Source organism: Pseudomonas sp. RHF3.3-3 (genome assembly GCF_048069595.1).
Classification (GTDB): Bacteria; Pseudomonadota; Gammaproteobacteria; order Pseudomonadales; family Pseudomonadaceae; genus Aquipseudomonas; species Aquipseudomonas fuscovaginae_B.
The window spans coordinates 3,229,496-3,254,161 of record NZ_CP182250.1 but is presented as its reverse complement, the minus strand read 5'-3'; the positions used below and the strand labels follow the sequence as shown (position 1 = coordinate 3,254,161).

The following is a 24,666-nucleotide window of genomic DNA, read 5'->3' as shown; positions in this document are numbered from 1 at the left end:
TCCCAGACGCAAGAAATCAGCAACGGCAGGACCGTTGCTGATCGGGTATTGCCAGTCGTTGAAGCCAGGGTTACAGCGGACGGCCGATGGTGTTGCAGACGCTGGTGTTGCCGATGTACTGGGCGCTGGTCGCGGTCAGGAAGCTGCTGCGAACAGCCACTTTCCAGGCAGCAGGCAGCGGCACGAAGCGGTTGGCGGTGATGGCGGCGTCGTTGTTGCTGGCAGCGTTGGCACCGTAGTGACGGGTGAAGAAGTCACGCACCTGAGAGGTCTGGGTCGCATCGGCGTAGCACTGGCTGAACACCAGGTTGGTGAAGCCCAGGATCGGGTAACCCGAGGATGGGTAGGCTACGACGCTTGGGTCGGTGGAGCTGGCAGTAGCAGCGAAAACAGGTACCCAGGCGTTGGGGTTGGCACGGTTGGCGGCAGCTGGAACCGGTACGGCAGCGATGGCGGCCGAAACGTTGGCAGGGGCTGGCGACAGGCCGTTGATCTTGGCCACTTTGGTGGCGTCGTCCAGACCGGCCAGGGTGGTCGCGGCGAAGTCGGGGCTCATGTAGGTCACACGGCCTTCTACAGCGTTGACAGCCGCCATCACACCGGCGCTGGTATCAGGTTGAGCGGGCGAAGCCTGATCGGCGCTGATGGCCCCGGCTGGCAGACCACCCGAGAAGCTGGTGCCGAAGGTGGTGGTGACAGCGAAGGTGCCGCCTTCAGTTGCAGCCGAGCACTTGGCGTTCAGGAAGCGGGTGAACAGCTCGGTGGTACCGCTGCTGGCTTTGCGGTAAACGATCTGGATGTTCTTGTTGACGCCTGGAACGATGGTGCTCCAGTTGGAGATACGGCCGGAGAACACGCCGCAGAGTTGGTCAACGGTCAGGTTGACGCTATTGCCGCCCGACAGGTTGAAAGGAACGGCAACCGAAGTGGCAACCGATGGCACCTGGATCAGCGGGCCCCAGGCGGCACCGTGAGCGGAGACGTAGCCATCCAGTTCAGCCTGGGTCAGTTTCGAGTCGCTGCCGGCCCAGTGCACGTTCTTGCCAGTGGTACCGGCCACGAACTTGGTGTAGTCGTTGTTCAGGAAAGCTGCTTTACCTGCACCGCTGCCTACGCCGATGTAGGGAGCAAAACCGGCAGTCAGTACGCCGGAAGTCTGGTACAGCGGTTGTGGCAGGGTGGCACCGCCGCCGTTGAGGTCAGCCATTGCAGCCTGTGCGGTGCACAGGGCGGCGAGAGCCAGGGAAACTGCCAGAGCGTTGCGCTTAAACATGAAGAATCTCCTTTCGTCGTGTTCGTACGTTGAGGTTGCTCGTTCGTGACGCCATGGCGCTCGATGCGTCGCCTTCGTTCCAGACGACTTGTGGGCTGAGGCCATGACGCAGAAGTTCTCAACTTCCGGTGACAGATAAAGGAAAAAACCTCGGGTGAAAGCGATTGATTTTCAAATTATTTATCGGGTGATTTCGCCGTTTTTACTGCAAGTTCGTGGTGTTTTTTCGGGAGTGGCAAAGAGCCCTGCGCTACAGGCGACAGGAACCGCGACACCCTTTTGCGGATATGACAGAACAGGGAACCCGAGTTCTGAAGTGACAGTTCCTGCTAAGGTGCAGGAAATCTGAGAAAAACCTGCAGGCTCCCCTTCATGCCCCACCTTGCCCGAACCCATCCCCGCCTGACCATCGCCACCCTGCTCGGCCTGGCCGCTGGCGTACTGGTGCCGATCAGCCCGGTACTGACCAAGATCCTTGTTGGCTGGAACAGTGCCGTCTGGTCCTACCTGGCCATGATGCTGTGGCTGACCGTGCGGTCCCGGCCGGAGGATGTGCAGCGGTTCGTCGAACGCGAGGACGAGAATGCCGGGACGGTGTTGCTGATCGTGTCGATCGCGGCGATTGCCAGCCTGGCGGCGATCACTGTCGAGCTGGCCGGCGGCAAGGATCTGGAGGCGCATGCCCGGGCCTGGCACTACGCCTTTACCGGGTTGACGGTGCTGGGTTCATGGCTGCTGATCGGAGTGATCTTCAGTGTGCACTATGCGCGGCAGTTCTATCTGTCGGATGAGGATGAGCCGCCGTTGCGTTTTGCCGATGGTGAAAAGCATCCGGATTACTGGGACTTCCTGTACTTCTCTTTCACCATTGGCGTGGCGGTGCAGACGTCGGATGTCGGTGTGGCGACCCGAGCGATGCGCAGGGTGGTACTGGCGCAATCGTTGATCGGGTTTCTGTTCAATACGGCGATACTGGGCTTTTCGATCAATATCGCGGCGGGCTTGTTTGGCTGAAAGGCTGGCTTACACCAGACTGTAGGAGCTTGGCTTGCCAGCGAAGACGGCCTTGAAGGCCCTAAAAGCTTCGCGGGCAAGCCCTGCTCCTACAGGGCCGGAAACATCCGGAAGAACCGGATATGTCCGGCAGGAGCAAATGGCAGGATTACTCGGTGGTCAGCACACCACGGCGAATCTGGTCACGCTCGATGGATTCGAACAGCGCCTTGAAGTTGCCCTCGCCGAAACCATCGTCGCCCTTGCGCTGGATGAACTCGAAGAACACCGGGCCCATGAGAGTTTCCGAGAAGATCTGCAGCAGCAGGCGCTTGTCACCCTCCTGCGAGGCGCCGTCCAGCAGGATGCCGCGCGATTGCAGTTCCTGGACCGGCTCGCCGTGGTTCGGCAGGCGGCCTTCGAGCATCTCGTAGTAGGTGTCCGGCGGCGCGGTCATGAAGCGCATGCCGATCTTCTTCAGCGCATCCCAGGTCTTGACCAGGTCGTCGGTGAGGAAAGCCACGTGCTGGATGCCTTCGCCGTTGAACTGCATCAGGAACTCTTCGATCTGCCCCGAGCCCTTGGACGACTCCTCGTTGAGCGGGATACGGATCATGCCGTCCGGCGCGGTCATCGCCTTGGAGGTCAGGCCGGTGTACTCGCCCTTGATGTCGAAGTAACGGATCTCGCGGAAGTTGAACAGCTTCTCGTAGAAGTTCGCCCAGTAGGCCATGCGCCCACGATAGACGTTGTGGGTCAGGTGGTCGATGATCTTCAGGCCCGCCCCTTTCGGGTGGCGGTCGACGCCTTCGAGGTAGACGAAGTCGATATCATAGATCGAGCTGCCCTCGCCGAAACGGTCGATCAGGTACAGCGGCGCGCCGCCGATGCCCTTGATCGCCGGCAGGTTCAGTTCCATCGGGCCGGTGGCGATGTGGATCGGCTGGGCACCCAGCTCCAGGGCACGGGAATAGGCCTTCTGCGCGTTCTTCACACGGAAGGCCATGCCACAGACGGACGGGCCGTGCTCGGCGGCGAAGTACGAGGCTTCGCTGTGGGGCTCGTTGTTGAGGATCAGGTTGATCGCGCCCTGGCGATACAGGTGCACGTTCTTCGAGCGGTGGGTCGCGACCTTGGTAAAGCCCATGATCTCGAAGATCGGCTCCAGGGTGTTCGGGGTCGGCGATGCGAATTCGATGAACTCAAAGCCCATCAGGCCCATCGGGTTTTCAAAGATATCTGCCATGGTGGCGCCTCATCATATCAATCAAGTAACGGTCGGTTAGTTGCTGTCGATGCGGACGCTGGAGGGTGGCGCGCAGGAAATCCCCCGCACGCTGCGGGCAAGGAAGTCGCCGTAGATCAGTTTGAACCCGAGTATCTTCATTGCAACCCAGTCTCTCAGGGCGAGGCTTCTGTCGCCAGAAGACATTATTCTTATATGCGTAAGCAGATTCTACATGGCGTAAAACGTTTTGTCCGTATCACTTTTCACTTCCGGTTGGGCAACGGCGATGCCAGCCGGTTGCACAGGTAGATGCCGACCAGGATCAGCACACCGCCCAGGCACATGATCATCGTCAGTTGCTCGCCCAGCAACAGCGCGCCGCAGATCACCGCGGTCAGTGGGTTGAGGCCGATGAACACCCCGGCGCGGGTCGCGCCGATGCGCTGGATGCCATCGTAGTACCAGATGTAGGCCAGCGCCGAACCCAGGCCGCCAAGATAGACCAGGCTCAGCAACTGCTGCGGTGTCAGGGCGCGGATCACCTCGACACTCGCCTCCCCGCGCAGCCAGGTCGCCAGCCACAGCATCGCCGTGCCGAGCCAGATGGAATAGGTCACGGTGGCCAAGGGCCCCAGCGCGCGGGTCAGGTTGCGGGAGAACAGCGAGTAGATCGCCCACGACAGCACGCAGCCAAAGATCAGCAGGTCACCGATCCAGGCCTGGCTCGCCCCCGCGAACAGCGAATGGTTGCCACTGACGATCACCAGCCCCGCGCCGCCCATGCACACCAGGATACCGAGGACCTTCACGGCACCGAGGCGCTCCTTGAAGAACAGCCAGGAGGCCAGCCCGAACACCGCCGGGTTGAGCACCACGATCAGCGAGGCCCGCGAGGCGTCGATATAGTGCAGGCCGTAAAAGAAGCACAGGTTGTAGAAGAAGATGCCGAAGAAGCCGAGCACCAGCAGTTGGGCGAACTGTTTCCGGTCAGGCAGCACCAGCGGGATCCGCGCCAGCAGGATAAAACCCAGCAGGATCAGGCTGGCCAGCAGGAACCGTAGGCTGGCCAGCAACCACGGGGCGATGTCGGCGCTCAGGAAACGCCCGGCGACAAAGGTGCCGCCCCAGATCATCGAAACCCCGGCAAGCTTGAGATAGACCCACGGTTCGTCGCTGTGGCTGAAGGTGCCGGCCTGGGTGTGCATGATTTCTCCTGGGCACGCGGCCCGATGGGTTGCTAATCTGCGCGCATTATTTTTCTTATTCGCAATCATCGTAAAATGAGTAAAAACTCATGACCCTGACCCAACTGGAAGTGTTTTCCCTGGTGGCCGAACTGCAGGGTTTCACCAGCGCCGCGCATCGCCTGGGGATCAGCCAGTCGGCGGTGTCCCATGCCCTCAAGGGCCTGGAACAGGAGCTGGGAGTCGAGCTGTTGCGCCGTCATCAGCATCGGGTGGAACTGACCGATATCGGTGCGCAGTTACTGCAGCGAACCCGGGCCATGCTCGGGCTGGCCGAGACCCTGAAGCAGGAGGCCGCCGACGCCAGGGGCATGAAAAGCGGGACCCTGCGGATCGGCTCCTTCGGTCCGACCGCTTCCAGCAAACTGCTGCCGGCGCTGCTGGAACGCTACCGGCGCGAGCATCCCGGTATCCAGGTGCATGTCGATGAAGGGCCGGACCGCCAGGTCGTGCAATGGCTGGAAGAACGGCGCATCGACATCGGTTTCGTGGTGCTGCCCGAAGAACGCTTCGACACCATCCCCCTGGTGCAGGACCAGATGATCGCCGTGCTTCCGGTCGGCCACGCCTTGAGCCACAAGGCGGCGGTCGAACTCCGGGAGCTCTGCCAGGAGCCGTTCATCCTCACCGGTGCCGGCTCCGGCGAACTGGTTTCCAGGCTGTTCGCCGCCCAGCGCCTGGTGCCCGATGTGCGTTACCGCACCACCCAGTTGCTCAGCATCCTCGCGGCGGTGGCCCGTGGCGAAGGGCTGACGGTGATTGCCGAGCAGTCGCTGCCCGACCACCCGGCCCCGGGTTATGTCAGCCGCCCCCTGTCGCCGCCGGTCACGCGCCAGATCGGCCTGGCCGTACTCGACCGCCGCGCGGTTTCCCCCGCGACCGAGGCGTTCCTCGACCTGGCCACACGCGGCAATCATCGTTGAACGTGCGAATGCATCAGCCCCGACTATCCTGCCAGGAGCCGTGCCACCCACCGCTTCCCCTGCCCAAACAGGTCTTCCCATGCCACTGACTGTCAAAGGCCGCCCCTGGCCTGCCCGCTACGGGCTGAATCTGCTGATCGGCCTGCTGCCCGTCGTTTCGGGTATCGCCATCCTGCACTGGCAGGCCGACCGGGCGCTGAACGCCAATACCCGGGAAACCGCCCAGGATGCCCTGAAGCAGTTCGAGCTGATGCTCGACAACGCCGAACGGGCCGCCCACGCCATCGTGCCACTGGCCGGGCGCCCCTGCGCTCAGGTGGAACTGGCCCTGCGCGAGCAGGTCACCCGCCGCCCGTTCGTGCGCGCCGCCAACCTGGCCTGGGACAACAACCTGTATTGCACATCGTTGTTCGGCCCCTACCAGGAAGTCATCGATCCGGCCAACTATGTCGCCGGCAGTCTCTGGCTGATGAAGGGCAACACGGTGACGCCCGGCTCATCGCTGCTGGCCTATCGGCTGGCGCAGGGCAACGGTGCGGCGATCGTCAGTATCGACGGCTATCACCTGAGCAACCTGCTGCACCTGATGGGGCGCGAGACCGGCCTGGTGTTGCAGGTCGGCAACGCCTGGACCTCCGGCCAGGGCCAGATCATGGATGGCAAGGCCCCGGCCTTCGCCGTGGCCCGTACCACACTGCGCTCCACCCGCTTCCCGTTCAGCGTCAGTGCGGGCTTTGCCGAGGGCGAGACCTGGCGCTACCTCGTCCGGGAGTATCGGGAACTGCTGGCGCTGCTGCTGATCCTCGGCCTGCTGGCGGGGATCACCACCCGCTGGCTGCAGAAGCGCTCGGGCGCGCCGAGCAACGAACTGCGGCGGGCACTCGAGGCCAGGGAGTTCATCCCGTATTTCCAGCCGGTGGTGCGCAGCGGCACGCTGCAATGGTCCGGTCTCGAGGTGCTGATGCGCTGGAACCACCCCCGCGAAGGCCTGGTGCGCCCCGACCTGTTCATTCCCTTCGCCGAGCACTGCGGGCTGATCGTACCAATGACCCGCTCGCTGCTGCAGCAGACCGCCGCCCTCCTCGCGCCCCATTCGGCGTCGCTGGAGCCGGGGTTTCATGTCGGTGTGAATATCACCGCCCAGCACTGCCACGACCTGCAACTGGTGCAGGATTGCCGGGATTTCCTGGCGGCCTTCGCTCCGGGCCAGATCCGGCTGGTGCTGGAGCTGACCGAACGCGAGCTGATCGAACCCGGCGAGGTCACCCACCAACTGTTCGAACAATTGCACGACCTGGGCGTGATGGTTGCCATCGATGATTTCGGCACCGGCCATTCCAGCCTGAGTTACTTGCGCAAGTTCAACGTCGACTATTTGAAGATCGACCAGAGTTTCGTCGCCATGATCGGTGCCGATGTGTTGTCGCGGCATATCCTCGATAGCATTATCGAACTGAGCGTCAAACTGGAACTGGGCATCGTCGCCGAAGGGGTGGAAACAACCGAGCAACGCGATTATCTGGCCGCCCGCGGCGTGGATTTCCTGCAGGGTTATCTGTTTGGAAAGCCGTTGCCGGCGGCAGACTTCCTCAATAGCCTGAAACGCCAGGCCAGTGAATATCGTGAATAGTGTCCGGCGGCGAAGATAACGGTTCAATCCCGGTAACATCTGCCGCCCCGGACATATGATTTACTCTTGGACAAATAACTACTACACTTTTCCTGCCTGCAGTAAATCGACGGGAAAGCCTCTGGCTTATCAATAATGATCCGCGGCATTCCGGGCGTTACCGACAACGCCTTATCGGATCGACTGCAAGCGCCGGCTTGCCTCTCTCGTTACAGGTTGCCCGCAACCCAATAGACCACTGGAGTAAAAACCTTGTCCAAACTCGCTGAGTTCCGTGCCGCAGAAAAAGCCCTTCAAGAACAACTCGCCCAGCTGGAAGCATTGAAGAACGATGCCGGGCTCAAGAAGGAAATCGAGTTCGAGAAGAAGCTTAATGACCTGATGACGAACTACGGCAAAAGCCTGCGGGACATCATCGCCATCCTCGACCCGCACGCCAGCTTCGGCAAGGCCGCCCAGGCACCGAAACAGCGCCGTGCCCGCGTGGTCAAGGTCTATCAGAACCCGCACACCGGCGAACTGATCGAAACCAAGGGCGGCAATCACCGTGGTCTCAAGGCCTGGAAAGAACAGTACGGTGCCGCGACTGTCGATTCCTGGGTTCGCAGCTAACTGCCCGGTCGGTCGATAAAGAACAAACCCTGCACATGCAGGGTTTTTTCATGGATATAACCTTGCCCGCCGAGTGTGACAGTTGTATGCCACTGCAATCGCCAGCCTACTGGCAGCGCAAGCAGGCGCCAGATATTTCAGCGCCCGACAGGCATAGTTCAAAAGAGTTCAACCCGTTCGAAACTTTCATCCGGATCGGTTAATGACAGTTTGCCAGTAGGCTATGGACTACTGCCATCAAACCTGATCCGCTTGTAAAAAATCCCCCACACTCCTGAGTGAACAGTCGTACCTCTTTGCGTCGGTCGGATAAAAAACGCCGCCTTGCATCTTTCACATTTTTTTCACATCAACTCTTACAGGATGAAGGCTGCTAAAGGACTAGCGCCCCAATGCCCGCTTCGGCGGGCTTCTTTATGCCTTCGATATTTACCCGTCGCCTCTGCATATAACGCCCCAAGCCAGTGAAGTAGCCGGCTATTACCTTTCGCCTTGAACAGCGCTCCAGAATGCGGGTCGAGCGGATTTGGAGCTTGAGTCCGCTTTCCGTATCATCCCTTTCCCACAAGGTCCAATGAGCGACCGCCGTTCCATCACCTTCGCGGAGGGCTTATGAGCCTGCACGACCTGAACACCTTCCCTGGCGTAACCGCCCAACCCGACAGCGCCACCCGGGGCTTCGTGTTCAACCACACCATGCTGCGCGTCAAGGACATCACCAAGTCCCTGGATTTCTACACCCGGGTACTGGGTTTCTCCCTGGTGGAGAAGCGTGATTTCCCCGAAGCCGAATTCAGCCTGTACTTCCTGGCCCTGGTCGACAAGGCACAGATTCCGGCCGATGCGGCCGAGCGTACACAATGGATGAAGTCGATTCCCGGCATCCTGGAACTGACCCACAACCACGGCACCGAAAACGACCCGGACTTTGCCTACCACAACGGCAACACCGATCCGCGCGGCTTCGGCCACATCTGCGTCTCGGTACCGGACATCCGTGCCGCCTGCGAGCGCTTCGAAGCCCTGGGCGTCGAATTCCAGAAACGCCTGAGCGACGGCCGCATGAAACACCTGGCCTTCGTCAAAGACCCGGATGCCTACTGGGTTGAAATCATCCAGCCAGCACCGCTGACAGACGCCGAATAAGGCGCTGCCACGCAAAAGCCCCATGGACCAAGGATCCATGGGGCTTTTTTACACCATCACCCTGTTGGAGGGCGATCAGGCCGGAGCCGAAGTCCGGATCAGGTGATCAAAGGCACTCAGCGAAGCCTTGGCCCCCTCGCCCACCGCAATCACGATCTGCTTGTACGGCACCGTGGTCACGTCACCGGCCGCGAAAATCCCCGGCAGCGAAGTTTCGCCCCGCGCATCGACGATGATCTCGCCCCGTGGCGACAGCTCGATGGTGCCCTTGAGCCAGTCGGTGTTCGGCAGCAGACCGATCTGCACGAAGATCCCTTCCAGATCGACGGTGTGGAACTCACCCGAATCGCGGTCCTTGTAGACCAGGCCGGTGACCTTCTGGCCGTCGCCCTTCACTTCACTGGTCAGCGCACTGGTGATCACCTTGACGTTCGGCAGGCTGTGCAGCTTGCGTTGCAGTACGGCGTCGGCGCGCAGCTTGCCGTCGAACTCCAGCAGGGTCACGTGGCTGACGATACCGGCCAGGTCGATGGCCGCCTCGACACCGGAGTTGCCCCCGCCGATCACCGCGACGCGCTTGCCCTTGAACAGCGGGCCATCGCAATGCGGGCAGAAGCACACGCCCTTGGCCTTGTATTCCTGCTCGCCCGGCACACCCATTTCGCGCCAGCGGGCGCCGGTAGCAAGGATCACGGTCTTGGCCTTGAGGCTGGCACCGCTCTCGAAGCGCACTTCGTGCAGGTCGCCGGCATGCTTCGCCGGAATCAGCGCACTGGCACGCTGCAGGTTCATGATATCGACGTCATACTGGCGTACGTGCTCTTCCAGGGCCCGGGCCAGCTTCGGCCCTTCGGTTTCCTGGACCGAGATGAAGTTCTCGATCGCCATGGTGTCCAGCACCTGGCCACCGAAACGCTCGGCCGCAACACCGGTGCGGATGCCTTTACGCGCAGCGTAGATTGCCGCCGAGGCACCGGCTGGGCCACCCCCGACCACGAGGACCTCGAAGGCCTCCTTGGCGTTGAGTTTTTCCGCCTGCTTCGAGGCGGCACCGGTGTCGAGCTTGCCAAGGATCTCTTCCAGGCCCATGCGGCCCTGGCCGAAGTTCTCGCCGTTGAGGTAGATGCTCGGTACAGCCATGACCTTACGATCGTTGACTTCATCCTGGAACAGCGCACCGTCGATGGCGACGTGACGGATGTTCGGGTTCAGCACCGCCATCAGGTTCAGCGCCTGGACCACGTCCGGGCAGTTCTGGCAGGACAGCGAGAAATAGGTCTCGAAGTGGTACTCGCCCTCGAGCGAGCGGATCTGTTCGATCACTTCGACACTGGCCTTCGATGGGTGACCGCCGACCTGCAGCAGGGCCAGCACCAGCGAAGTGAATTCATGCCCCATGGGCAGGCCGGCAAAACGCAGGCTGATATCGCCACCGGGGCGGTTCAGCGAGAACGATGGCTTGCGCGCATCGCTGCCGTTTTCCAGCAGGGTGATATGAGTCGAAAGGCTGGCGACGTCTTTGAGCAGCGCGAGCATTTCCTGAGATTTCGCGCCGTCATCGAGGGAGGCGACGATCTCGATCGGTTGCGTAACCCGTTCCAGGTACGACTTCAACTGGGCTTTAAGATTGGCGTCCAACATGAGGGCGATTTCCCTTTTTCAATACGGTAGAAATAACAACGCCCAGGTGGATACCACCCGGGCGTCATGGGGCGGTGCGGCTGACTTATGAAGTGCGGATGACCGCCCTCGACTGGAGCATGGACTTAGATCTTGCCGACCAGGTCCAGGGAAGGCGCCAGGGTGGCCTCGCCTTCTTTCCACTTGGCTGGGCAGACTTCGCCTGGGTGGGCAGCGACGTACTGGGCAGCCTTGATCTTGCGCAGCAGCTCGGAAGCGTCACGGCCTACGCCGCCATCGTTGATTTCAACGATCTTGATCTGGCCTTCAGGGTTGATCACGAAGGTACCGCGGTCAGCCAGGCCGGCTTCTTCGATCAGCACGTCGAAGTTGCGGGAGATGGCCAGGGTCGGGTCGCCGATCATGGTGTACTTGATCTTGCCGATGGCTGGCGAAGTGTTGTGCCAGGCAGCATGGGCGAAGTGGGTGTCGGTCGAAACGCTGTAGATCTCGACGCCCAGCTTCTGGAATTCGGCATAGTTGTCAGCCAGGTCTTCCAGTTCGGTCGGGCAGACGAAGGTGAAGTCGGCTGGGTAGAAGAACACGACAGACCACTTGCCTTTCAGGTCAGCGTCCGACACTTCGACGAATTCACCGTTTTTGAAGGCGGTTGCTTTGAAGGGCTTAACTTGGCTGTTGATGATAGGCATCGTTGACTCTCCGTCAGTGGTTGTGAACTTGATGGGAGAATCCTAGCCATTCTTTTGCGATCTGGCTCATTGGCAAAGCTGATGCTCGCGATTGGTTTTCGCTATAAGCCCTACGTATTAATAGAAGAAATTTTATCAGCCCGGCCCCACCGACTTCTCGACGGCCAGGCTCATGCCCTCGAACGGGCTGGCCTCGACGTAACGCATGGCGGATTTCAGGTCCTTCCAGCCGACATAACTCATCAGTGACTTCAGATCCCAGCCGCTGCGATGGGCCCAGGTGGCAAAACCCCGGCGCAGCGAGTGGCTGGTGTAGTGCTCGGCGGCAATCCCGGCGCGCGCCAAAGCCTGGCGCAACAGCGGGATGATGCTGTTGGCGTGCAGCCCCGCCTCGCCCAGGTTGCCCCAGCGGTCGATGCCGCGAAACACCGGCCCACGGACTAGTGCCGCACAGTTGATCCATTCGATATAGGCCTGCACCGGGCAAAGCCTTTGCAACGCCGGCGTTTGATAGGTACGCCCGAGGTTGTCGCGATCACTCTTGCTGCGCGGCAGATAGAGCGTGATGCCGGCGCCGGCCTGGGCCACCACATGCTCAACCTCCAGCCGGCACAACTCATCGCTACGAAAACCGCGCCAGAACCCCAGCAGGATCAGCGCCAGGTCGCGCCGCGCCCGCAGCAGTCGTGACCGATCCTCCAGCGCCAATGCCGCCTGCACTTCCTGTTCCAGTGACTCGACCACCCGCTCCAGGTGCTGTAACTGCAGCGGCTGGGCCTGCTTCTCCTGCACCGGATGCAGCGCGCGGATGCCCTTGAACACCTGGCGCACCACCGGTGCCTTGGTCGGGTCGGCAAAACCCTGGCTGTTGTGCCACTGGGCCAGGGCCGACAGGCGCAGTTTGAGGGTGTTGATCGACAGTACGCCGGCATGGGCCGCCAGGTAGCGCGCCACGCTGTCGCTGGTGGCCGGCAGGAAGCCGCCCCAAATGACTTCGAAGTGTTCGATGGCGGCCTGGTAGCTGCGGCGGGTGTTGTCCCGCGTGGCGGCGCGCAGATAGCGATCCAGCTCGCTCATGGGCAGAAATCCCGGCAGGTGTACGGAAAAAACCGGGCTGGAAGCGAAAAGCGCTTCTCACACGGGGTAATACCACTATATCCCATGTGAAAAATTCGGAATATCGCTTTATATTTTTTCGATTTATACTATGTATTTACATGCTACGTAACACAGTACGAAATCGTAGGAGAGAACATGGCTCGCGGCGGCGTGAACAAGGCGGTGGTGCAAACGGCACGTATGGCGATCCTCGCCCGCGGCGAATACCCCAGCATCGATGCGGTACGCATCGAAATGGGCAATACCGGCTCGAAAACCACCATCCATCGCTATCTGAAGGAGCTGGACGAAAGCGACCAGCGTCAGGCGGCCGCGGGCGAGCACCTGGATGACGAACTGACCGACCTGATCACCCGCCTCGCCCGCCGCCTGCAGGAACAGGCCCGCGAGCCGCTGGAGCTGGAACAGGCCCGCCATCGCCTGCTGGAGAACCAGTGGCAGGAGCAGTTGGGCGCCCTCACCCGCCAGTTCGAGCAGTTGCAGCAGGACTTCGAGGTGCAGGCCGCAGCCCTGGCCCAGGAGAGCGAGCAGTTGCACACCACCCGCTCGATGCTGCAGACCGAGCAGACCCGCAACGCCGGCCTGACCCAGGCCTGCAGCGACCACGAACTGCGCCTGGCGGACAAGGAAGCCCAGGTGCGCTCCCTGGAAGACAAACACCAGCACGCCCGCGACGCCCTGGAACACTTCCGCAACGCCGCCCGCGAACAGCGCGAGCAGGACCAGCGGCGCCACGAGGGGCAGTTGCAACAGGTGCAGATGGAATTGCGCCAGGCCCAGCAGAGCGCCCTGGTCCGCCAGGATGAAATCACCCAGTTGCACCGCGACAACGAGCGGCTGCTGGCGGAAAGTCGCGGCATTGCCAAAGAGGCCAGGCAGCTTGAGGAGCAACTGCACAAGGGCAGCAAGCGCGAGGAACAGTTGCAGAGCCTGATCTCGACGCGGGAAGGCGAACGTACCCTTCTCCAGGAGCGCCTGAGGGTGTCGCAGCAGGAAAACGACTCGCTCAGGCAGGGCCTGGAAGAGCAGCGGGCAACGAACAGGGAACTGGAACTCAGGCTGCGCGAGGTCGAAGCCGAACTGAGCAAGGTCCGGGAGAATGTGCGGGAAGCCGAGGCCGTACCAACCCGGACGATTGAAAAATAGGCTGTCGAATCAGTTATCCAGACAACGAACAAGGTCTGACCCGGCAATATCACCCAGGATTTCAGTGGTGTCGTACTCGACCCTGAAACTGTTTCCGTCGCAAGCCACCACCAGGACCTTGCGGGTGACGACATGGGTGACCCCCGGGGTCGATTCGAACCGCAGTTCATCCCCTACGTTGATGAACGGATCGAAGGAGATGCGCTGGGTTTTCTTCTGCTTGCCATCGGAAAAGTGGATCAGGTGAGTCTCCATGACGACCTCCTCCAGGGATGCAGGAAAGCCCCGGTCTCGCGATCGCCTGTCGATCGCCAAGTCCATTTCATGGCGTATCGACCTCGCCGGCTACTGTCAGAAATGACAGTAGCGACGAGCGGCACATGGCACCCTGCCTCATCGCTGCCGCCGGTACCGCATCAACGACACCAGAAAGAGCAGCAGCAGAATTACGTCGCCAACACCAACTCAAGCTGACTGAGCAGATACACGACCCGTTCATCCCCGTGATAAACGCTCACACGGCTCCTGACCCAACAGGAATTTGCCGGATCCGGCGTTATTTCAACACTGAACTTCAACACACTGTCAGCCCCCATCAGCTTCTCTGCCGACAACTGCGTATCCCGTACACAGAAGCGTGTTCCCATACCGTATTTTTTCCTGAGCAACTCGCCGGTAACCTGAAACGCCGTCTGCGAAATAATTGCTACCGGCCAGCACGGAAAACCGGGAAAGTGCCCGGCACATTGCTGCGCAGACAAAGGTCCCGCCAAGGCCTCCAACTGCTCATGCTGGTACATCAGGCTATAGATGGGCACCGGCCATTGATAAGGGGAACGGGAAGTAACACACCGACTGTCGTTGGCGTAGCTGCGGAAATTACGCTGAAACAATGCCGGCGAGAGAATGGCATATTCACAGATCAACTCTGCTATCGGCTCGCGGCCCCATGCCCGCGCTGAAACTTCCAGGGAGCGCTTATCGAGATTCACGACCTGGGCACTGGCGTGGAAACCTTCTTGAGCCATGGCCTGCTCAGTGCTCTTTCGTATGAAATGCGCTCTGGTTGCCAGATAATAGCCGTCAGCCCCGTTGTGCAATGCAACAGCCGCACAGCCACCCAGAATAGCCATATGCCGCCCCAACTCACCGGCTGTTATGGGGCCGACCTCATGGACAAGAGGCTGTTCGCAAGTGAACGTCCCGATCAGTGATTCCCCCTCCTGCCAAAGCGCCTGAAAGGCGAAATACGGCACTTGCAGCCTGATTCGCCGAGAGAGTTCAGCAGGATCAAAAGACCGCCTTTGCTCTTTCATACCCACGCACCCACGCCGTGTTTTCGAGAACGGATAATCGATGATCTCCTCGAACACCCAGACAGGGACAACACCGGCCCCGGGGTCGATACTCCAGGACTGGAGTTTGCAGACGGGCCTTACGCGGTCAGCCTCGCTGATCGCCTATCTGCCACTGGACCTATTTCATGGCCTCTCGGGGCCGTTCGCTACTGTCAGAAATGACAGTAGCGACGAACGGACGAGTCACTGCCTACCTCGATACAGCATCAACAGCACCAGGTACGGCCCACCCAGCAGCGTCGCCACCAGCCCCGCCGGCATCTGCTGGGGAAAGATCACCTGCCGGCCCAGCCATTCCGACACCAGCATCAGGGTCGAGCCCAGCAAGGCCGCCACCCACAACTGCTGCAATGGTTTGCGGGCACCGGCCAGGCGGGCGATATGCGGCGCCAACAGGCCGATGAAGGACAACGGCCCGACCAGCAAGGTAGCCAGGGTCGTCAGCACCCCGGCAAACAGCAGAATCAGCAGCCGTGCACGTGCCAACGGCACACCCACACTCGCCGCTGCGCCCTCCCCCAGCGACAGCGCCTGCAGCCAGCGCGAAAACAGCGGCGCCAGGCCCAGGCCGAGCAGCAGCACCACGGCGGCGGCCCAGGCCAGGCTCGGTGGGATGTAGTAGGTCGAGCCAGTCACCAGTTGCAGCATCAGCGACGCCCGGGGATCGCCGCTGGCCAATGTCGCGCTGACCATCGCCTGGAACCAGGCACTGACCGCCACGCCGATCAGCAGCAGGCGTTGCGGCGAAAAGCGGCCCCGCCCCAGCCACAGCAAGCCTGCCAGGGCCGTCAGGGAGCCGGACAGGCAGGCGGCGAACAACAGCGCCGGGGTCGGCTGGCTGACGGCGAACACCACCACGACAATGCCCAGCGCACCACCGGAACTGACCCCGAGCAGGTCGGGGCTGGCCATCGGGTTGGCGGTGGCCCGCTGCAGCAGCGTGCCGGCCAGCGCCAACAGGCCGCCGGCGGCCAGTGCCAGCACACTGTGGGGCAACTGCCAGAACAGCAGACCCCGGACCTCGGCCCAACCGGCCAGGGACCAGCCCTCGAGCCCTTGCGACACCGCCAGGGACAGAAACAGGCCGACGCTCAGCAACACCACCAGGCCCAGCCAGCGCCCCCGCGTGAAACCCGCACCGCTCGGCCAATTGGGCACCCACTGGCCGGCCATGCCGCTGCGCAGGCGCGGCAACATGGCGACCAGCAACGGCACGCCGAGCAACGAGGTGACCGTGCCGGTCGGAATCAGGTGCGCCGACAGAGCCTGGCTGGTGGAGGCCAGCAGCACGATCTGGTCGGTCGCCCAGAGAATCGCCGCGCCAATGCAGGTCGCCGCACACAGCCGTTGGTACAGGGTACGGGCGCCCAGCAGACGGCCCAGCGCCGGCGCCGCCAGGCCGAGAAAACCGATCACCCCGACCTGGGCCACCACCAGCGCGGTCAGCACCACCGCCACCAGCAGCGCCACCAGCCGAATGCGCTCGACCCTGGCCCCGAGGCTGCGCGCGGTGCTTTCGCCGCTGTCGAGCAGCGCCAGCGGCCGGCGCACCAGCCACACGGCCAGCAGCGAACCGGCCAGGCCCAGCGCCAGGTGCAGGCTGGGCTGCCAGCCGGCCTGCTCCAGGGAGCCGCCACCCCAGATCTGCAGGCCGAGCAGGAAATCGAAGTGCACCAGCGCGATCGCCAGGCTCACCGCACCGCAATAAAGATTGACCACCATCCCGCAAAGGATCACCGCCATCGGCGACAACCGCTGCGGCCAGGCCAGCGCCAGCACCAGCAGCACCGCCAGCCCACCGCCGCCGAGGGCTACCAGTTCGCGCCCGGCCGACCAGCCCTCGGGGGCATACAGGGTGTAGAGCGCCAGGGCCAGGTAGGCCCCGGGGAAAATGCCCAGGGTCATCGGCTCGGCCAGCGGATTGCGCAGCACCTGCTGGATCAGCGTACCGGCCAGCCCCAACGCGGCACCGCACAGCAGCGCCATGGCCACGCGCGGCAACAGCGACTCATGCAACAGTACCTGGGACAGGTTGTCGGGATCGGGCCTGAGCAGTGCCGACAGCCAGGGGCGCCCCCCCAGGGTCGCATTGACCTGCCACAACGCCAGCAGCGAAGCCACGGCGAACAGACCCAGGACCAGCAGCAGACAGCCGCGCGGGAGGAACGACAAACGCAAACTAGACACTTGCAGGCTCCTGATGGGCCATTTGATACAGGGCCGTTTCGACCGCCCGGGCAAAGCGCTGCTGGGACACCAGCCCACCATAGGGGGCAATCACCGGCAGCAAGGCCACCCGCCGCTCGCGCACGCAAGGCAGCGCCTGCCAGACCGGACTCTGCTCCAGCGCCGTGCGCACGCCCGGCGCCAGCGGTCCCACCAGCAACAGGTCGACCTCGGACATGGCGGCAATCCGTTGCAGCGCAACCAACGCATAGCCCGCCGAGTTGCCGGACCAACCGGCAGCCCTCACGGCATTGTTCACACCGATGCGCGACAGCACCGCATCGAACAGGCTGCCGGCGCCATACACCCGCAGGTGATGCTCATCCACCGCATCGGCGACCAGGACAGCCCTCCCCAGCAATTCCGGCCGTTGCGCCAGACGCTGCCGCAGCTCCTCCAGGCGTTGCCCGGTGGCATCGACCAGGGCCTCGCCCCGTGCAGGACAGGCGAGCAGCGCCGCCATACGCCGGGTCTCCTCCTGCAAGGCGGGATAAGGCTGCCCGGCGCCCATGTAGGCGCCAAAAGTCGCTGTCGGCGCCAGACGCTCGAGCATCGGTCTCAGACCGGCATGCCCCGGCGTCAGCAGCAGCAGGTCCGGCTGCAGCTGCTGCAACAGGGTAAAGCTGGGCTGGTACAGCAGGCCGACATCGATCACCCCGGCGGGCAACGGTGGCTCGACGATGGTCCGGCGGTACCAGTCCGGCAGCGGCAAGGCGATCGGCACCAGGCCCAGGGCCAACAGGGTCTCGGTCAACTCCCAGCTCAACGGCACGATCCGCGACGGCGCCCCCGTCGCCCGGGCTTGCCCGATGCCCGCCAGCATGGCGGCGCCTGCGACCCCTTGCAGCAGGCGCCTGCGACTGAACCCGGCGCTCATCGGGCGAACCCGATCAGGCGGCCGCTGGCGGGGTCGCTCAGCACCCCCATGGGGACCCCGTAGACCTGCTCCAGGTGGTCCTCGCGCAGCATCTGCCCGGCCGGAATCTGCAACTGCAGGCGCCCCTCGCGCAGGGCGATGATCTCGTCGCAGAAACGTGCGGCCATGTTCACGTCGTGCAGGATGATCACCGCACCCATGCCGCGTTGCCCACACAGATCGCGGACCAGTTCGAGCACCGCCAGCTGGTGGCCGATATCCAGCGCCGAGGTCGGCTCGTCGAGCAGCATGCAGCGGCAGTTCTGCGCCACCAGCATGGCGATCCAGGCACGCTGGCGCTCGCCGCCGGAAAGGCTGTCCACCGGCCGCCCGGCGTACCGGGCGACATCGGTGGCCTGCATCGCCTGCTCGACCCATTGCCGGTCCTCGGCACCAAAACGGCCGAGGGCGCCATGCCAGGGATGACGCCCCAACGCCACCAGCTCACGCACCAGCAGGCCATCGACCGCCGGCGGCTGCTGGGGCAGATAGGCAATCTGCCGGGCAAAGGCCCGCGACGACCAGCTCTGCAACGGCTGGTCGCCCAACAGCAGAGCTCCGGCACTGGCCGGGTGCTGGCGGGCCAGCAGCTTGAGCAGGGTCGACTTGCCCGAGCCGTTATGGCCGATCAGGCCATAGATGCGTCCCCGCCTGAGCGTCAGGTCCATGGGGTGCAGCAAGGTTCGGGCGCCGGCATTCACGCCGACGCCCTCCAAGCGGTACAGCGCTTCACGCTCAGGCAACACGACGGGCCTCGCAATCGCATGGGGTTCAGTCAGATTCATCGAACGAAGGGTTCCTCTGGGCTGGTGCCGGCGGCAACATCAGCAACCACCTGGCCGCTGTCGAGCTTGATGCAACGGTCGGCCAGGGTGAAATAGCGATCATCGTGGGTGATCACCAGCACCGCCTTGCCGCGGGCCTTGAGGTCCGGCAGCAGGGTCCGGTAGAACACCTCCTTGAACGCCGGGTCCTGGTCGGCCGCCCACTCGTCGAACACGTAGAAGGCCCGGTCCTCGAGCAGTGCCACCAGCAACGCCAGGCGCTTGCGCTGGCCCTGGGACAGGTTGAGCGTGCTGAAGGCGCCGTGCTCGATGCTGACCTTGTGCTCCAGTTGCAGCTCCCTGAGCAGGCGCCGGGCCTGGGGTTCCAGGTGCGGCGGCATCACCCCCAGCAGGGTATCGAACAGGAAGAAGTCGCTGAACACCGTGGAGAAGCGCTGGCGATAGGCATCGCGGTTGCCCGCCGTCACCGCCCGGCCATCGAGCTGCACGCTGCCGCCCTCGCCCTCGTACAGCCCCACCAGCAGCTTGGCCAGGGTGGTCTTGCCGCTGCCGTTGCCGCCGATCAGGTAGGTGAGCTGGCCCGGCTCGAAGGCCAGGTCGATCGGCCCAAGCATGAAGTAGCTGTTTTCCTTCTCGCGGAAATAGCGGTGCGTCAGCCCACGCAACTCGATGCGCTGGAAGTCGGCGCCCGCCTCCTGCTCACCAGCGGGTTCCAGCGGCAGTTGCTCCTGCAGCCGCGCGATCCGTTCCAGGGCGATCCGCGCCGAACCCAGGCTGGGCAAGGCCGCCAGCAGCCCCTCGATCGGCAGAATCATGTACAGGAAGATCATCGCGTAGCCGGACATCACCTGCTGGTCGACCCCATAGCTACGCGCCAGCACGAACAGGGTCAGACCGATGAAGGCGAACAGCACCAGGTTGCCCCAGCTGGAAGCGGCGCTGAACAGCACGTAGCCCAGGGTCCGCTGCACCCGCACCGACTCGATATGCGGCGCCAGCGTGTCGTCGACGAAGGCCTGCCGGCGGGCCCGATGCAGCTTGAGTTCCTTGGCACCGTCGAACAGTGCGCGAAACTGCTGGATCAGATCATCCTCGCGCTGGCGAGAACCGCGCAGGTGCCCGAGCGCCCGGCTGTTGACCAGCAGGAAGCCCGCCGCGCCGACAAGCACGGCCAGCAGGGCGAACAGCAGAATCTGCCATGACAGCCAGCCGAGGTAAGCCAGACAGCCGATGATCACCGTACTCTGCATCATGATGGTCGGCAGGTTGATGAACAGCACCACCAGCGTATCCAGGTCGCCGGTGAGCACCGCCAGCGGCCGCCCGCCGCCATAACGCTCCAGATCAGCGTAGGAGGCATTGGCGATATGGCCGATGGTGCGCAGGCGCACGCTGGCCTTGGCCCGTTGCCCCAGGTACATGAACAGGGTCTGCGAGAGCAGGCGCAAGGCCAGCACGCCGATGCCGATCAGCATGAAATGCAGGCCCAGTTCGCCCAGCTCATCGCCGCGCGCCGACAATGACTGGTTGATCAGCGCCACCAGCGCGGCACTGCCGAAACCGCTGGCGAGGCTCGCCGCCGCCGCGATCAGCAGCAGCCAGCGCGCGCCCCGCAGCAGGCTCAGCAGCAGCACGAACGGCGTGCCGGGGCTTGCCGGCCAGCGCGGCTGGCCGGTGGTGGGTGGAGGTGGGGTTCGGGTCGAAGTCATGGGCGGTCAGTACTTCACTCGCAGGGTCAGGGTCGCATTGCGCGGGTCGCCATACAGGCCGTAGTAGTTGGCCGGCACCCGCGCGTAGTAGGTACGGTCCAACAGGTTGTTCATGTTCAGTGCCAGGTCCAGGTGCTCGCTGACCTTGTAGCCGACCAGGCCATCGAGAACCGCGTAGCCGCCCTGGTAGCTGACCGCGTTGCGCGTGGTCCTGCTCTGCGCCCGTACCCCGGCGCCGATGCGCCAGTTGTCCAGCAGGCCACCGTCGAAGTGATAGGTGTTCCACAGCTTGAGCATGTGCTTGGGCTCCTCCGGGTCCTGGATGCCGTTGGAACCGGCCGCTGCCGCCCCCAGCAACTCGGTCTGCAGGTAGGTGTAGCCGGCCTGCACATCCCAGTTCGGCAGCACCTTGCCGGTGACTTCCGCCTCGAAACCACGGCTGCGGGCCTTGCCCTGGGCCAGCCAGCGTCCGGGATTGGCATCGTCGGCGATCGGCCGATTCTGGTCATCGATCTGGAACACCGCCAGCGTCGCGCCGAGCTGGCCGTCGAGGAACTCGCCCTTGAGGCCGAGTTCGGCCTGGTGCCCGGTGCGCGGCTTGAGCACCGAGCCACTGGCGGTGGTCTGGAAGGCCTGGGACGGCGTGAAGATGTCCGAATAGCTACCGTAGGCCGACAACCAGGAATTGATGCCATAGACCACCCCGGCATAGGGGGTGAACTTGTTCTGGTCGGGATCGTTGACCGTTGCCCCGTTCGATGGCAGCAAGCTCTGGCGGGAGCTTTCGTAGTGGTTCTGGCGACCACCGAGGATCAGCGACAGGTCGTCCACCGGCTTGAAGGTCACCTGGCCGTAGACACCGTACTGGCTGGTGTCGGAGGTGGTGCCGGTACGGTAGGGAATATCGCGGTTGGCCACGGTGATGTTGTCGATATCCACCACCCCGCCACTGTTGCCGCCCGATAGGCTGTGCTGGTGGCTCTCGGCGTAGTTGACGCCCAGCATCAGCTCATGGGTGCGCCCGAACAGCTCGAACGGGCCATTGACATAGGAGTCCACACCCACCCAGCGGTAGCGGTCCTGCTGGCGCTGCAGCCAATAGTTGGCGGTACGGTCGAGGTTGACCTGGCCATTGATGTAGCCGTATTTGGAGCTGATTTCCGAAGTGCGGTAGTTGACCGCCGTGCGGTTCTGCCAGCCGTTGGCGAAGTGATGTACCAGGTCGGCATAGATCTCGGTCATGTCGGTGTCGGCGTAACTCCAGTCGGTGCCGTAGAAGCCCGAGCGCTTGCCATTGACGAAGTTGCCGTTACTGAAGGTCGACAGACCATAGTCCAGACCATTGAGGTTGATCTTCTGCTGGGCCATGCCGACGGTCAGTTCGGTGTCCGGATCGAGATCGAAGGCCAGCGAACCGTAGATCAGCCCCTGCCCGGTCTTGCCGTCATCCTGGAAACCACGCTTGTCCTGGCTGCTGAAGCCGAGCCGGCCCTTGATGTTACCGCTGTCGGTCAGCGGCCCGGTGACATCCCAGGCGGTGCGATAGGTGTCCCAGGAGCCGGCCGAGATCGAGCCGGTAAGGCCGAACACGTCCTGCGGGCGCTTGCGCACCAGGTTGACCGTGCCGCCGGGATTGCCAAAGCCCTGCAGCAATCCGGCCGGACCGCGCAGCACCTCGACCCGGTCGTACAGCGCCAGGTCGAACTGCGGCAGGTATTGCAGGCCGTTGTTGGCCGGCAACCCATCGAACTGCACCTCGGCGGCATAACCGCGGGACTGGAAGTAGCTGGTGCCGTCGCCGTAGGTCACAGCGGTGATCCCGGGGGTGTTGCGCAACGCATCATCGACACTGGTCATGGCCTGATCGTCCATGCGCTGGCGGGTGATCACCGTCACCGAGGCCGGCACGTCCCTGGGCTGCGCCGGTACCTTGCCGACCGTCACCAGGGACGGTTTGTAGCTGTCCGAGCCTTCAGTCGTGGCAGCTTGCTGTGTAAGCTGATCGCCGACCACGCTGGTCTGCGGCAACTCTGTCGGGGGCGCAGCGTGGGCATGCCCGACCGCTACGGCTAGGGCCAGCGGAGCCAGCAGCAGCGGCTTGAGCGCCAGCCGGCGGGTGTCCCGGTCGATCGCCAGGGAATGATGCGCAAAACGTTCGGTCATACTGCTGCTCATGAAGGTTCGAGGCTCAAGTTATTGTAAATGCGACTGGTTTGCATTAATTTTGCCAGTCTGTTTACTGAGCTTCAGGACAACTTGTATCGATGAAAGGACAGAATTGGCGCATTTCTGCCGCTCATGAGCCTTCCGCGCAAAAAGCGGCCATCAGCCAGCACCGCGAGTTTCCCGAAGACGCCCCGCCGCTGGTGGTCCGGGCCTACGACTACGCCTCGGGTGCCAGGCAGCAGCCCCATTCCCACGCCCGTATCCAGCTGATGTATTCGCCACGTGGACTGATGCGCGTCAGCACCGAAACCGGCGCCTGGACCCTGGCACCGATGCGCGCCCTGTGGATTCCCGCCGGGGTCACCCACGAGGTGCGGATGGTCGGGGAAATCTCCATGCGCTCGGTCTATCTGGCCCCCCACGCGGTGCCCTGGTGCTGGGACGAATGCTGCGTGCTGACGGTGACGCCGCTGATGCGCGAACTGATCCTGATGCTCAACGACAACCCGGGCCTGGCCGAGACGCCGCGCCAGCAGGCCTCGGGGCTGTTGCTGCACCTGCTGGCCCAGGCCACGCGGCAGAACAACAGCCTGCCGATGCCCCTGGACCGACGCCTGCGCAAGGTCTGCGATGCCATCCTGCAAAGCCCGGACAACAACGACACCCTGGAGGAATGGGGTGAACGCATCGGTGCCAGCTCACGTACCCTGGCCCGGCGGATGAAGGAGGAGACCGGCGTGACCTTCCACCATTGGCGCCTGCAGGTGCGGGTCGACGAGGCGGTCTGCCGGCTGGTACAGGGCGTGTCGATCAACGAGGTGGCCCAGGCCCTCGGTTATCGCAGTTCCAGCGCTTTCATCTACATGTTCCGCAGCCTGCTGGGGAGCACGCCGGCGCAATATGTGGAACGGATCCTCTGCGGGGCACCGGGGGTGGTGAATGAAGAGGCCAGCGCCGAACGGGTCGGAACCGGCTCAATGGCCTTGGCAGAAACAACCCGCCAAGGCGCCGCCACCCGCTGAACACGGACAAACCGGGCTGCCCTTTCTCATGGCAGGCCAGGAAACCGCCGACTAGCCCGACCCGCCATGCCGGAGCAATCATCCAGGCTGGTTCGCTGTCGTCGACAGCACCTGTCCCACGTGGTCGCGATCTTCCAGGCCACGGTGCGCATTGCGCATTGATCGTCTGAAGTTCGCCCAGTATTCGGAAGCGCGAACGGTCGTCGATGCCCTCCTCGACCGAATACACCACACCCCCATGACGGAGACCCCAGCCGTCAGGTGGTGTCTCCGTTGCTCGCAAAGAAAAGGAGACACCATGGAAATGAAGACCTTGCTGCACGAACTTCTGGCGGCATTCGGTGCCGACCTCAAAGGCACGGAGAAACAGCTGAAGCAGTCGATCGCGGATGTAGGGAGCGAGTTTCGCGGCACCCTCAAGCGCGTCCAGACGTCACTCGGCGACAACAACAGCGGGTTGCGGACGCTGCTTGAACAACAAAGTGAGCAGATCGCCGCGCTGAATCTCAGCATCGACGACCGGTTCAACGAACTGCGCTCGTTCAGGGAAAAAACCGTTGACGGTCTTTCCGACAACGCCGGAGCGAAAGGCCATGAGCCTCTTGCACAGGGCGAGGAACCGGAGGAAGTCATCGACGAAAGAGACGTTCGGCTGGAGGCGGCCATCAGGCACCTCGACTCGAAGAGTCGACTCATCCAATGGCATCTGGGGATCATCAGCGTCGGCGTGGCCTTCCCGTTCATTCGGGGCGCGTTCGAACAGATCCTTGCGCTTTGCCAACGTTGATCCACCGTTGTGCCTCGGCCTGAGCGAGGCGGCTTGACCCTTTGCTCGCCCGC

At 63.0% G+C, this 24,666-nt stretch carries 22 protein-coding genes; 9 read left to right on the top strand and 13 right to left on the bottom strand.

The genetic code is table 11. The features are described from left to right. Window positions 1-70: 70 nt before the first annotated feature. Entirely contained in the window at window positions 71-1,273 is a 1,203-nt protein-coding gene (locus tag ACMGT0_RS14865) for a substrate-binding domain-containing protein (protein WP_416773229.1), read from the bottom strand. Between the two features lie 154 nt (window positions 1,274-1,427). Between ACMGT0_RS14865 and ACMGT0_RS14860 the strand changes: the two genes are divergently transcribed. Both ACMGT0_RS14860 and ACMGT0_RS14855 read left to right on the top strand, forming a co-directional pair. Continuing rightward, window positions 1,428-1,622 carry a hypothetical protein gene (locus ACMGT0_RS14860; protein WP_416773228.1) on the top strand — a complete coding sequence of 65 codons (195 nt, stop codon included), beginning with the start codon at window positions 1,428-1,430 and terminating at the stop codon, window positions 1,620-1,622. 23 nt (window positions 1,623-1,645) lie between these two features. Continuing rightward, the gene (locus ACMGT0_RS14855) at window positions 1,646-2,287 is read left to right on the top strand and encodes a DUF1345 domain-containing protein (RefSeq protein WP_273824057.1); all 642 of its coding nucleotides are present in this window, start codon (window positions 1,646-1,648) and stop codon (window positions 2,285-2,287) included. 148 nt (window positions 2,288-2,435) lie between these two features. Here the strand turns inward: ACMGT0_RS14855 and hppD are convergent, their stop codons facing one another. Further along, on the bottom strand, window positions 2,436-3,512 hold the full coding sequence (gene hppD, locus ACMGT0_RS14850) for a 4-hydroxyphenylpyruvate dioxygenase (RefSeq protein WP_054057505.1): 1,077 nt from the start codon (window positions 3,510-3,512) through the stop codon (window positions 2,436-2,438). A gap of 245 nt (window positions 3,513-3,757) precedes the next feature. Next, a complete protein-coding gene (locus ACMGT0_RS14845) occupies window positions 3,758-4,699 on the bottom strand; it encodes a DMT family transporter (protein WP_416773227.1) in 942 nt (313 codons plus the stop codon). 89 nt (window positions 4,700-4,788) lie between these two features. Here ACMGT0_RS14845 and ACMGT0_RS14840 point away from each other — a divergent pair, with 89 nt between their 5' ends. The 4 genes from ACMGT0_RS14840 to gloA all read left to right on the top strand — a co-directional run bounded on the left by ACMGT0_RS14840 (window position 4,789) and on the right by gloA (window position 9,049). Then, window positions 4,789-5,661: a LysR family transcriptional regulator gene (locus ACMGT0_RS14840; RefSeq protein ID WP_416773225.1), complete on the top strand. Its 873-nt coding sequence runs from the start codon at window positions 4,789-4,791 to the stop codon at window positions 5,659-5,661. Window positions 5,662-5,740: 79 nt separating this feature from the next. Then, window positions 5,741-7,291, top strand: a complete 1,551-nt coding sequence (locus ACMGT0_RS14835; RefSeq protein ID WP_416773223.1) for an EAL domain-containing protein — start codon at window positions 5,741-5,743, stop codon at window positions 7,289-7,291. Window positions 7,292-7,543: 252 nt separating this feature from the next. Continuing rightward, window positions 7,544-7,903: a histone-like nucleoid-structuring protein, MvaT/MvaU family gene (locus tag ACMGT0_RS14830; protein WP_054057502.1), complete on the top strand. Its 360-nt coding sequence runs from the start codon at window positions 7,544-7,546 to the stop codon at window positions 7,901-7,903. 612 nt (window positions 7,904-8,515) lie between these two features. Beyond that, window positions 8,516-9,049 carry a lactoylglutathione lyase gene (gene gloA / locus ACMGT0_RS14825; protein WP_054057501.1) on the top strand — a complete coding sequence of 178 codons (534 nt, stop codon included), beginning with the start codon at window positions 8,516-8,518 and terminating at the stop codon, window positions 9,047-9,049. A gap of 75 nt (window positions 9,050-9,124) precedes the next feature. Here gloA and ahpF read toward each other — a convergent pair whose 3' ends face one another. The 3 genes from ahpF to ACMGT0_RS14810 all read right to left on the bottom strand — a co-directional run bounded on the left by ahpF (window position 9,125) and on the right by ACMGT0_RS14810 (window position 12,456). Further along, window positions 9,125-10,690: an alkyl hydroperoxide reductase subunit F gene (gene ahpF, locus ACMGT0_RS14820; RefSeq protein ID WP_054057500.1), complete on the bottom strand. Its 1,566-nt coding sequence runs from the start codon at window positions 10,688-10,690 to the stop codon at window positions 9,125-9,127. A gap of 125 nt (window positions 10,691-10,815) precedes the next feature. Beyond that, on the bottom strand, window positions 10,816-11,379 hold the full coding sequence (ahpC, locus tag ACMGT0_RS14815; protein ID WP_017907017.1) for an alkyl hydroperoxide reductase subunit C: 564 nt from the start codon (window positions 11,377-11,379) through the stop codon (window positions 10,816-10,818). 135 nt (window positions 11,380-11,514) lie between these two features. Beyond that, the gene (locus ACMGT0_RS14810) at window positions 11,515-12,456 is read right to left on the bottom strand and encodes a site-specific integrase (protein ID WP_054057499.1); all 942 of its coding nucleotides are present in this window, start codon (window positions 12,454-12,456) and stop codon (window positions 11,515-11,517) included. Between the two features lie 177 nt (window positions 12,457-12,633). Between ACMGT0_RS14810 and ACMGT0_RS14805 the strand changes: the two genes are divergently transcribed. Continuing rightward, complete coding sequence (locus tag ACMGT0_RS14805; RefSeq protein ID WP_416773221.1) at window positions 12,634-13,644, top strand: DNA-binding protein; 1,011 nt, start codon at window positions 12,634-12,636, stop codon at window positions 13,642-13,644. A gap of 9 nt (window positions 13,645-13,653) precedes the next feature. On the opposite strand, the gene ACMGT0_RS14800 is transcribed toward ACMGT0_RS14805, so the two are convergent. From ACMGT0_RS14800 to ACMGT0_RS14770, 7 genes are all read right to left on the bottom strand, one after another. Beyond that, a complete protein-coding gene (locus tag ACMGT0_RS14800; RefSeq protein WP_054057497.1) occupies window positions 13,654-13,899 on the bottom strand; it encodes a hypothetical protein in 246 nt (81 codons plus the stop codon). 191 nt (window positions 13,900-14,090) lie between these two features. Further along, window positions 14,091-14,960, bottom strand: coding sequence for a hypothetical protein (locus ACMGT0_RS14795; protein WP_152974296.1), 870 nt, complete (start codon window positions 14,958-14,960; stop codon window positions 14,091-14,093). Window positions 14,961-15,185: 225 nt separating this feature from the next. Further along, window positions 15,186-17,189 (bottom strand): Fe(3+)-hydroxamate ABC transporter permease FhuB, encoded by a 2,004-nt coding sequence (gene fhuB / locus ACMGT0_RS14790; RefSeq protein WP_416773220.1) that lies wholly within the window; start codon window positions 17,187-17,189, stop codon window positions 15,186-15,188. After that, window positions 17,182-18,105 (bottom strand): ABC transporter substrate-binding protein, encoded by a 924-nt coding sequence (locus tag ACMGT0_RS14785; protein ID WP_054060526.1) that lies wholly within the window; start codon window positions 18,103-18,105, stop codon window positions 17,182-17,184. Before ACMGT0_RS14785 ends, fhuB begins: the two co-directional genes overlap by 8 nt. Then, window positions 18,102-18,869 carry an ATP-binding cassette domain-containing protein gene (locus ACMGT0_RS14780; protein ID WP_054062429.1) on the bottom strand — a complete coding sequence of 256 codons (768 nt, stop codon included), beginning with the start codon at window positions 18,867-18,869 and terminating at the stop codon, window positions 18,102-18,104. The genes ACMGT0_RS14785 and ACMGT0_RS14780 overlap by 4 nt, the downstream gene beginning before the upstream one ends. Before the next feature lie 56 nt (window positions 18,870-18,925). Then, window positions 18,926-20,638: a cyclic peptide export ABC transporter gene (locus tag ACMGT0_RS14775; protein WP_416773219.1), complete on the bottom strand. Its 1,713-nt coding sequence runs from the start codon at window positions 20,636-20,638 to the stop codon at window positions 18,926-18,928. 6 nt (window positions 20,639-20,644) lie between these two features. Next, window positions 20,645-22,801 carry a TonB-dependent siderophore receptor gene (locus ACMGT0_RS14770; protein WP_416773218.1) on the bottom strand — a complete coding sequence of 719 codons (2,157 nt, stop codon included), beginning with the start codon at window positions 22,799-22,801 and terminating at the stop codon, window positions 20,645-20,647. Window positions 22,802-22,902: 101 nt separating this feature from the next. Between ACMGT0_RS14770 and ACMGT0_RS14765 the strand changes: the two genes are divergently transcribed. Further along, window positions 22,903-23,826 (top strand): AraC family transcriptional regulator, encoded by a 924-nt coding sequence (locus ACMGT0_RS14765; RefSeq protein ID WP_416773216.1) that lies wholly within the window; start codon window positions 22,903-22,905, stop codon window positions 23,824-23,826. A 298-nt stretch (window positions 23,827-24,124) separates the two neighbouring features. Continuing rightward, entirely contained in the window at window positions 24,125-24,613 is a 489-nt protein-coding gene (locus ACMGT0_RS14760) for a hypothetical protein (RefSeq protein WP_416773214.1), read from the top strand. The last annotated feature ends 53 nt before the right edge of the window (window positions 24,614-24,666 follow it).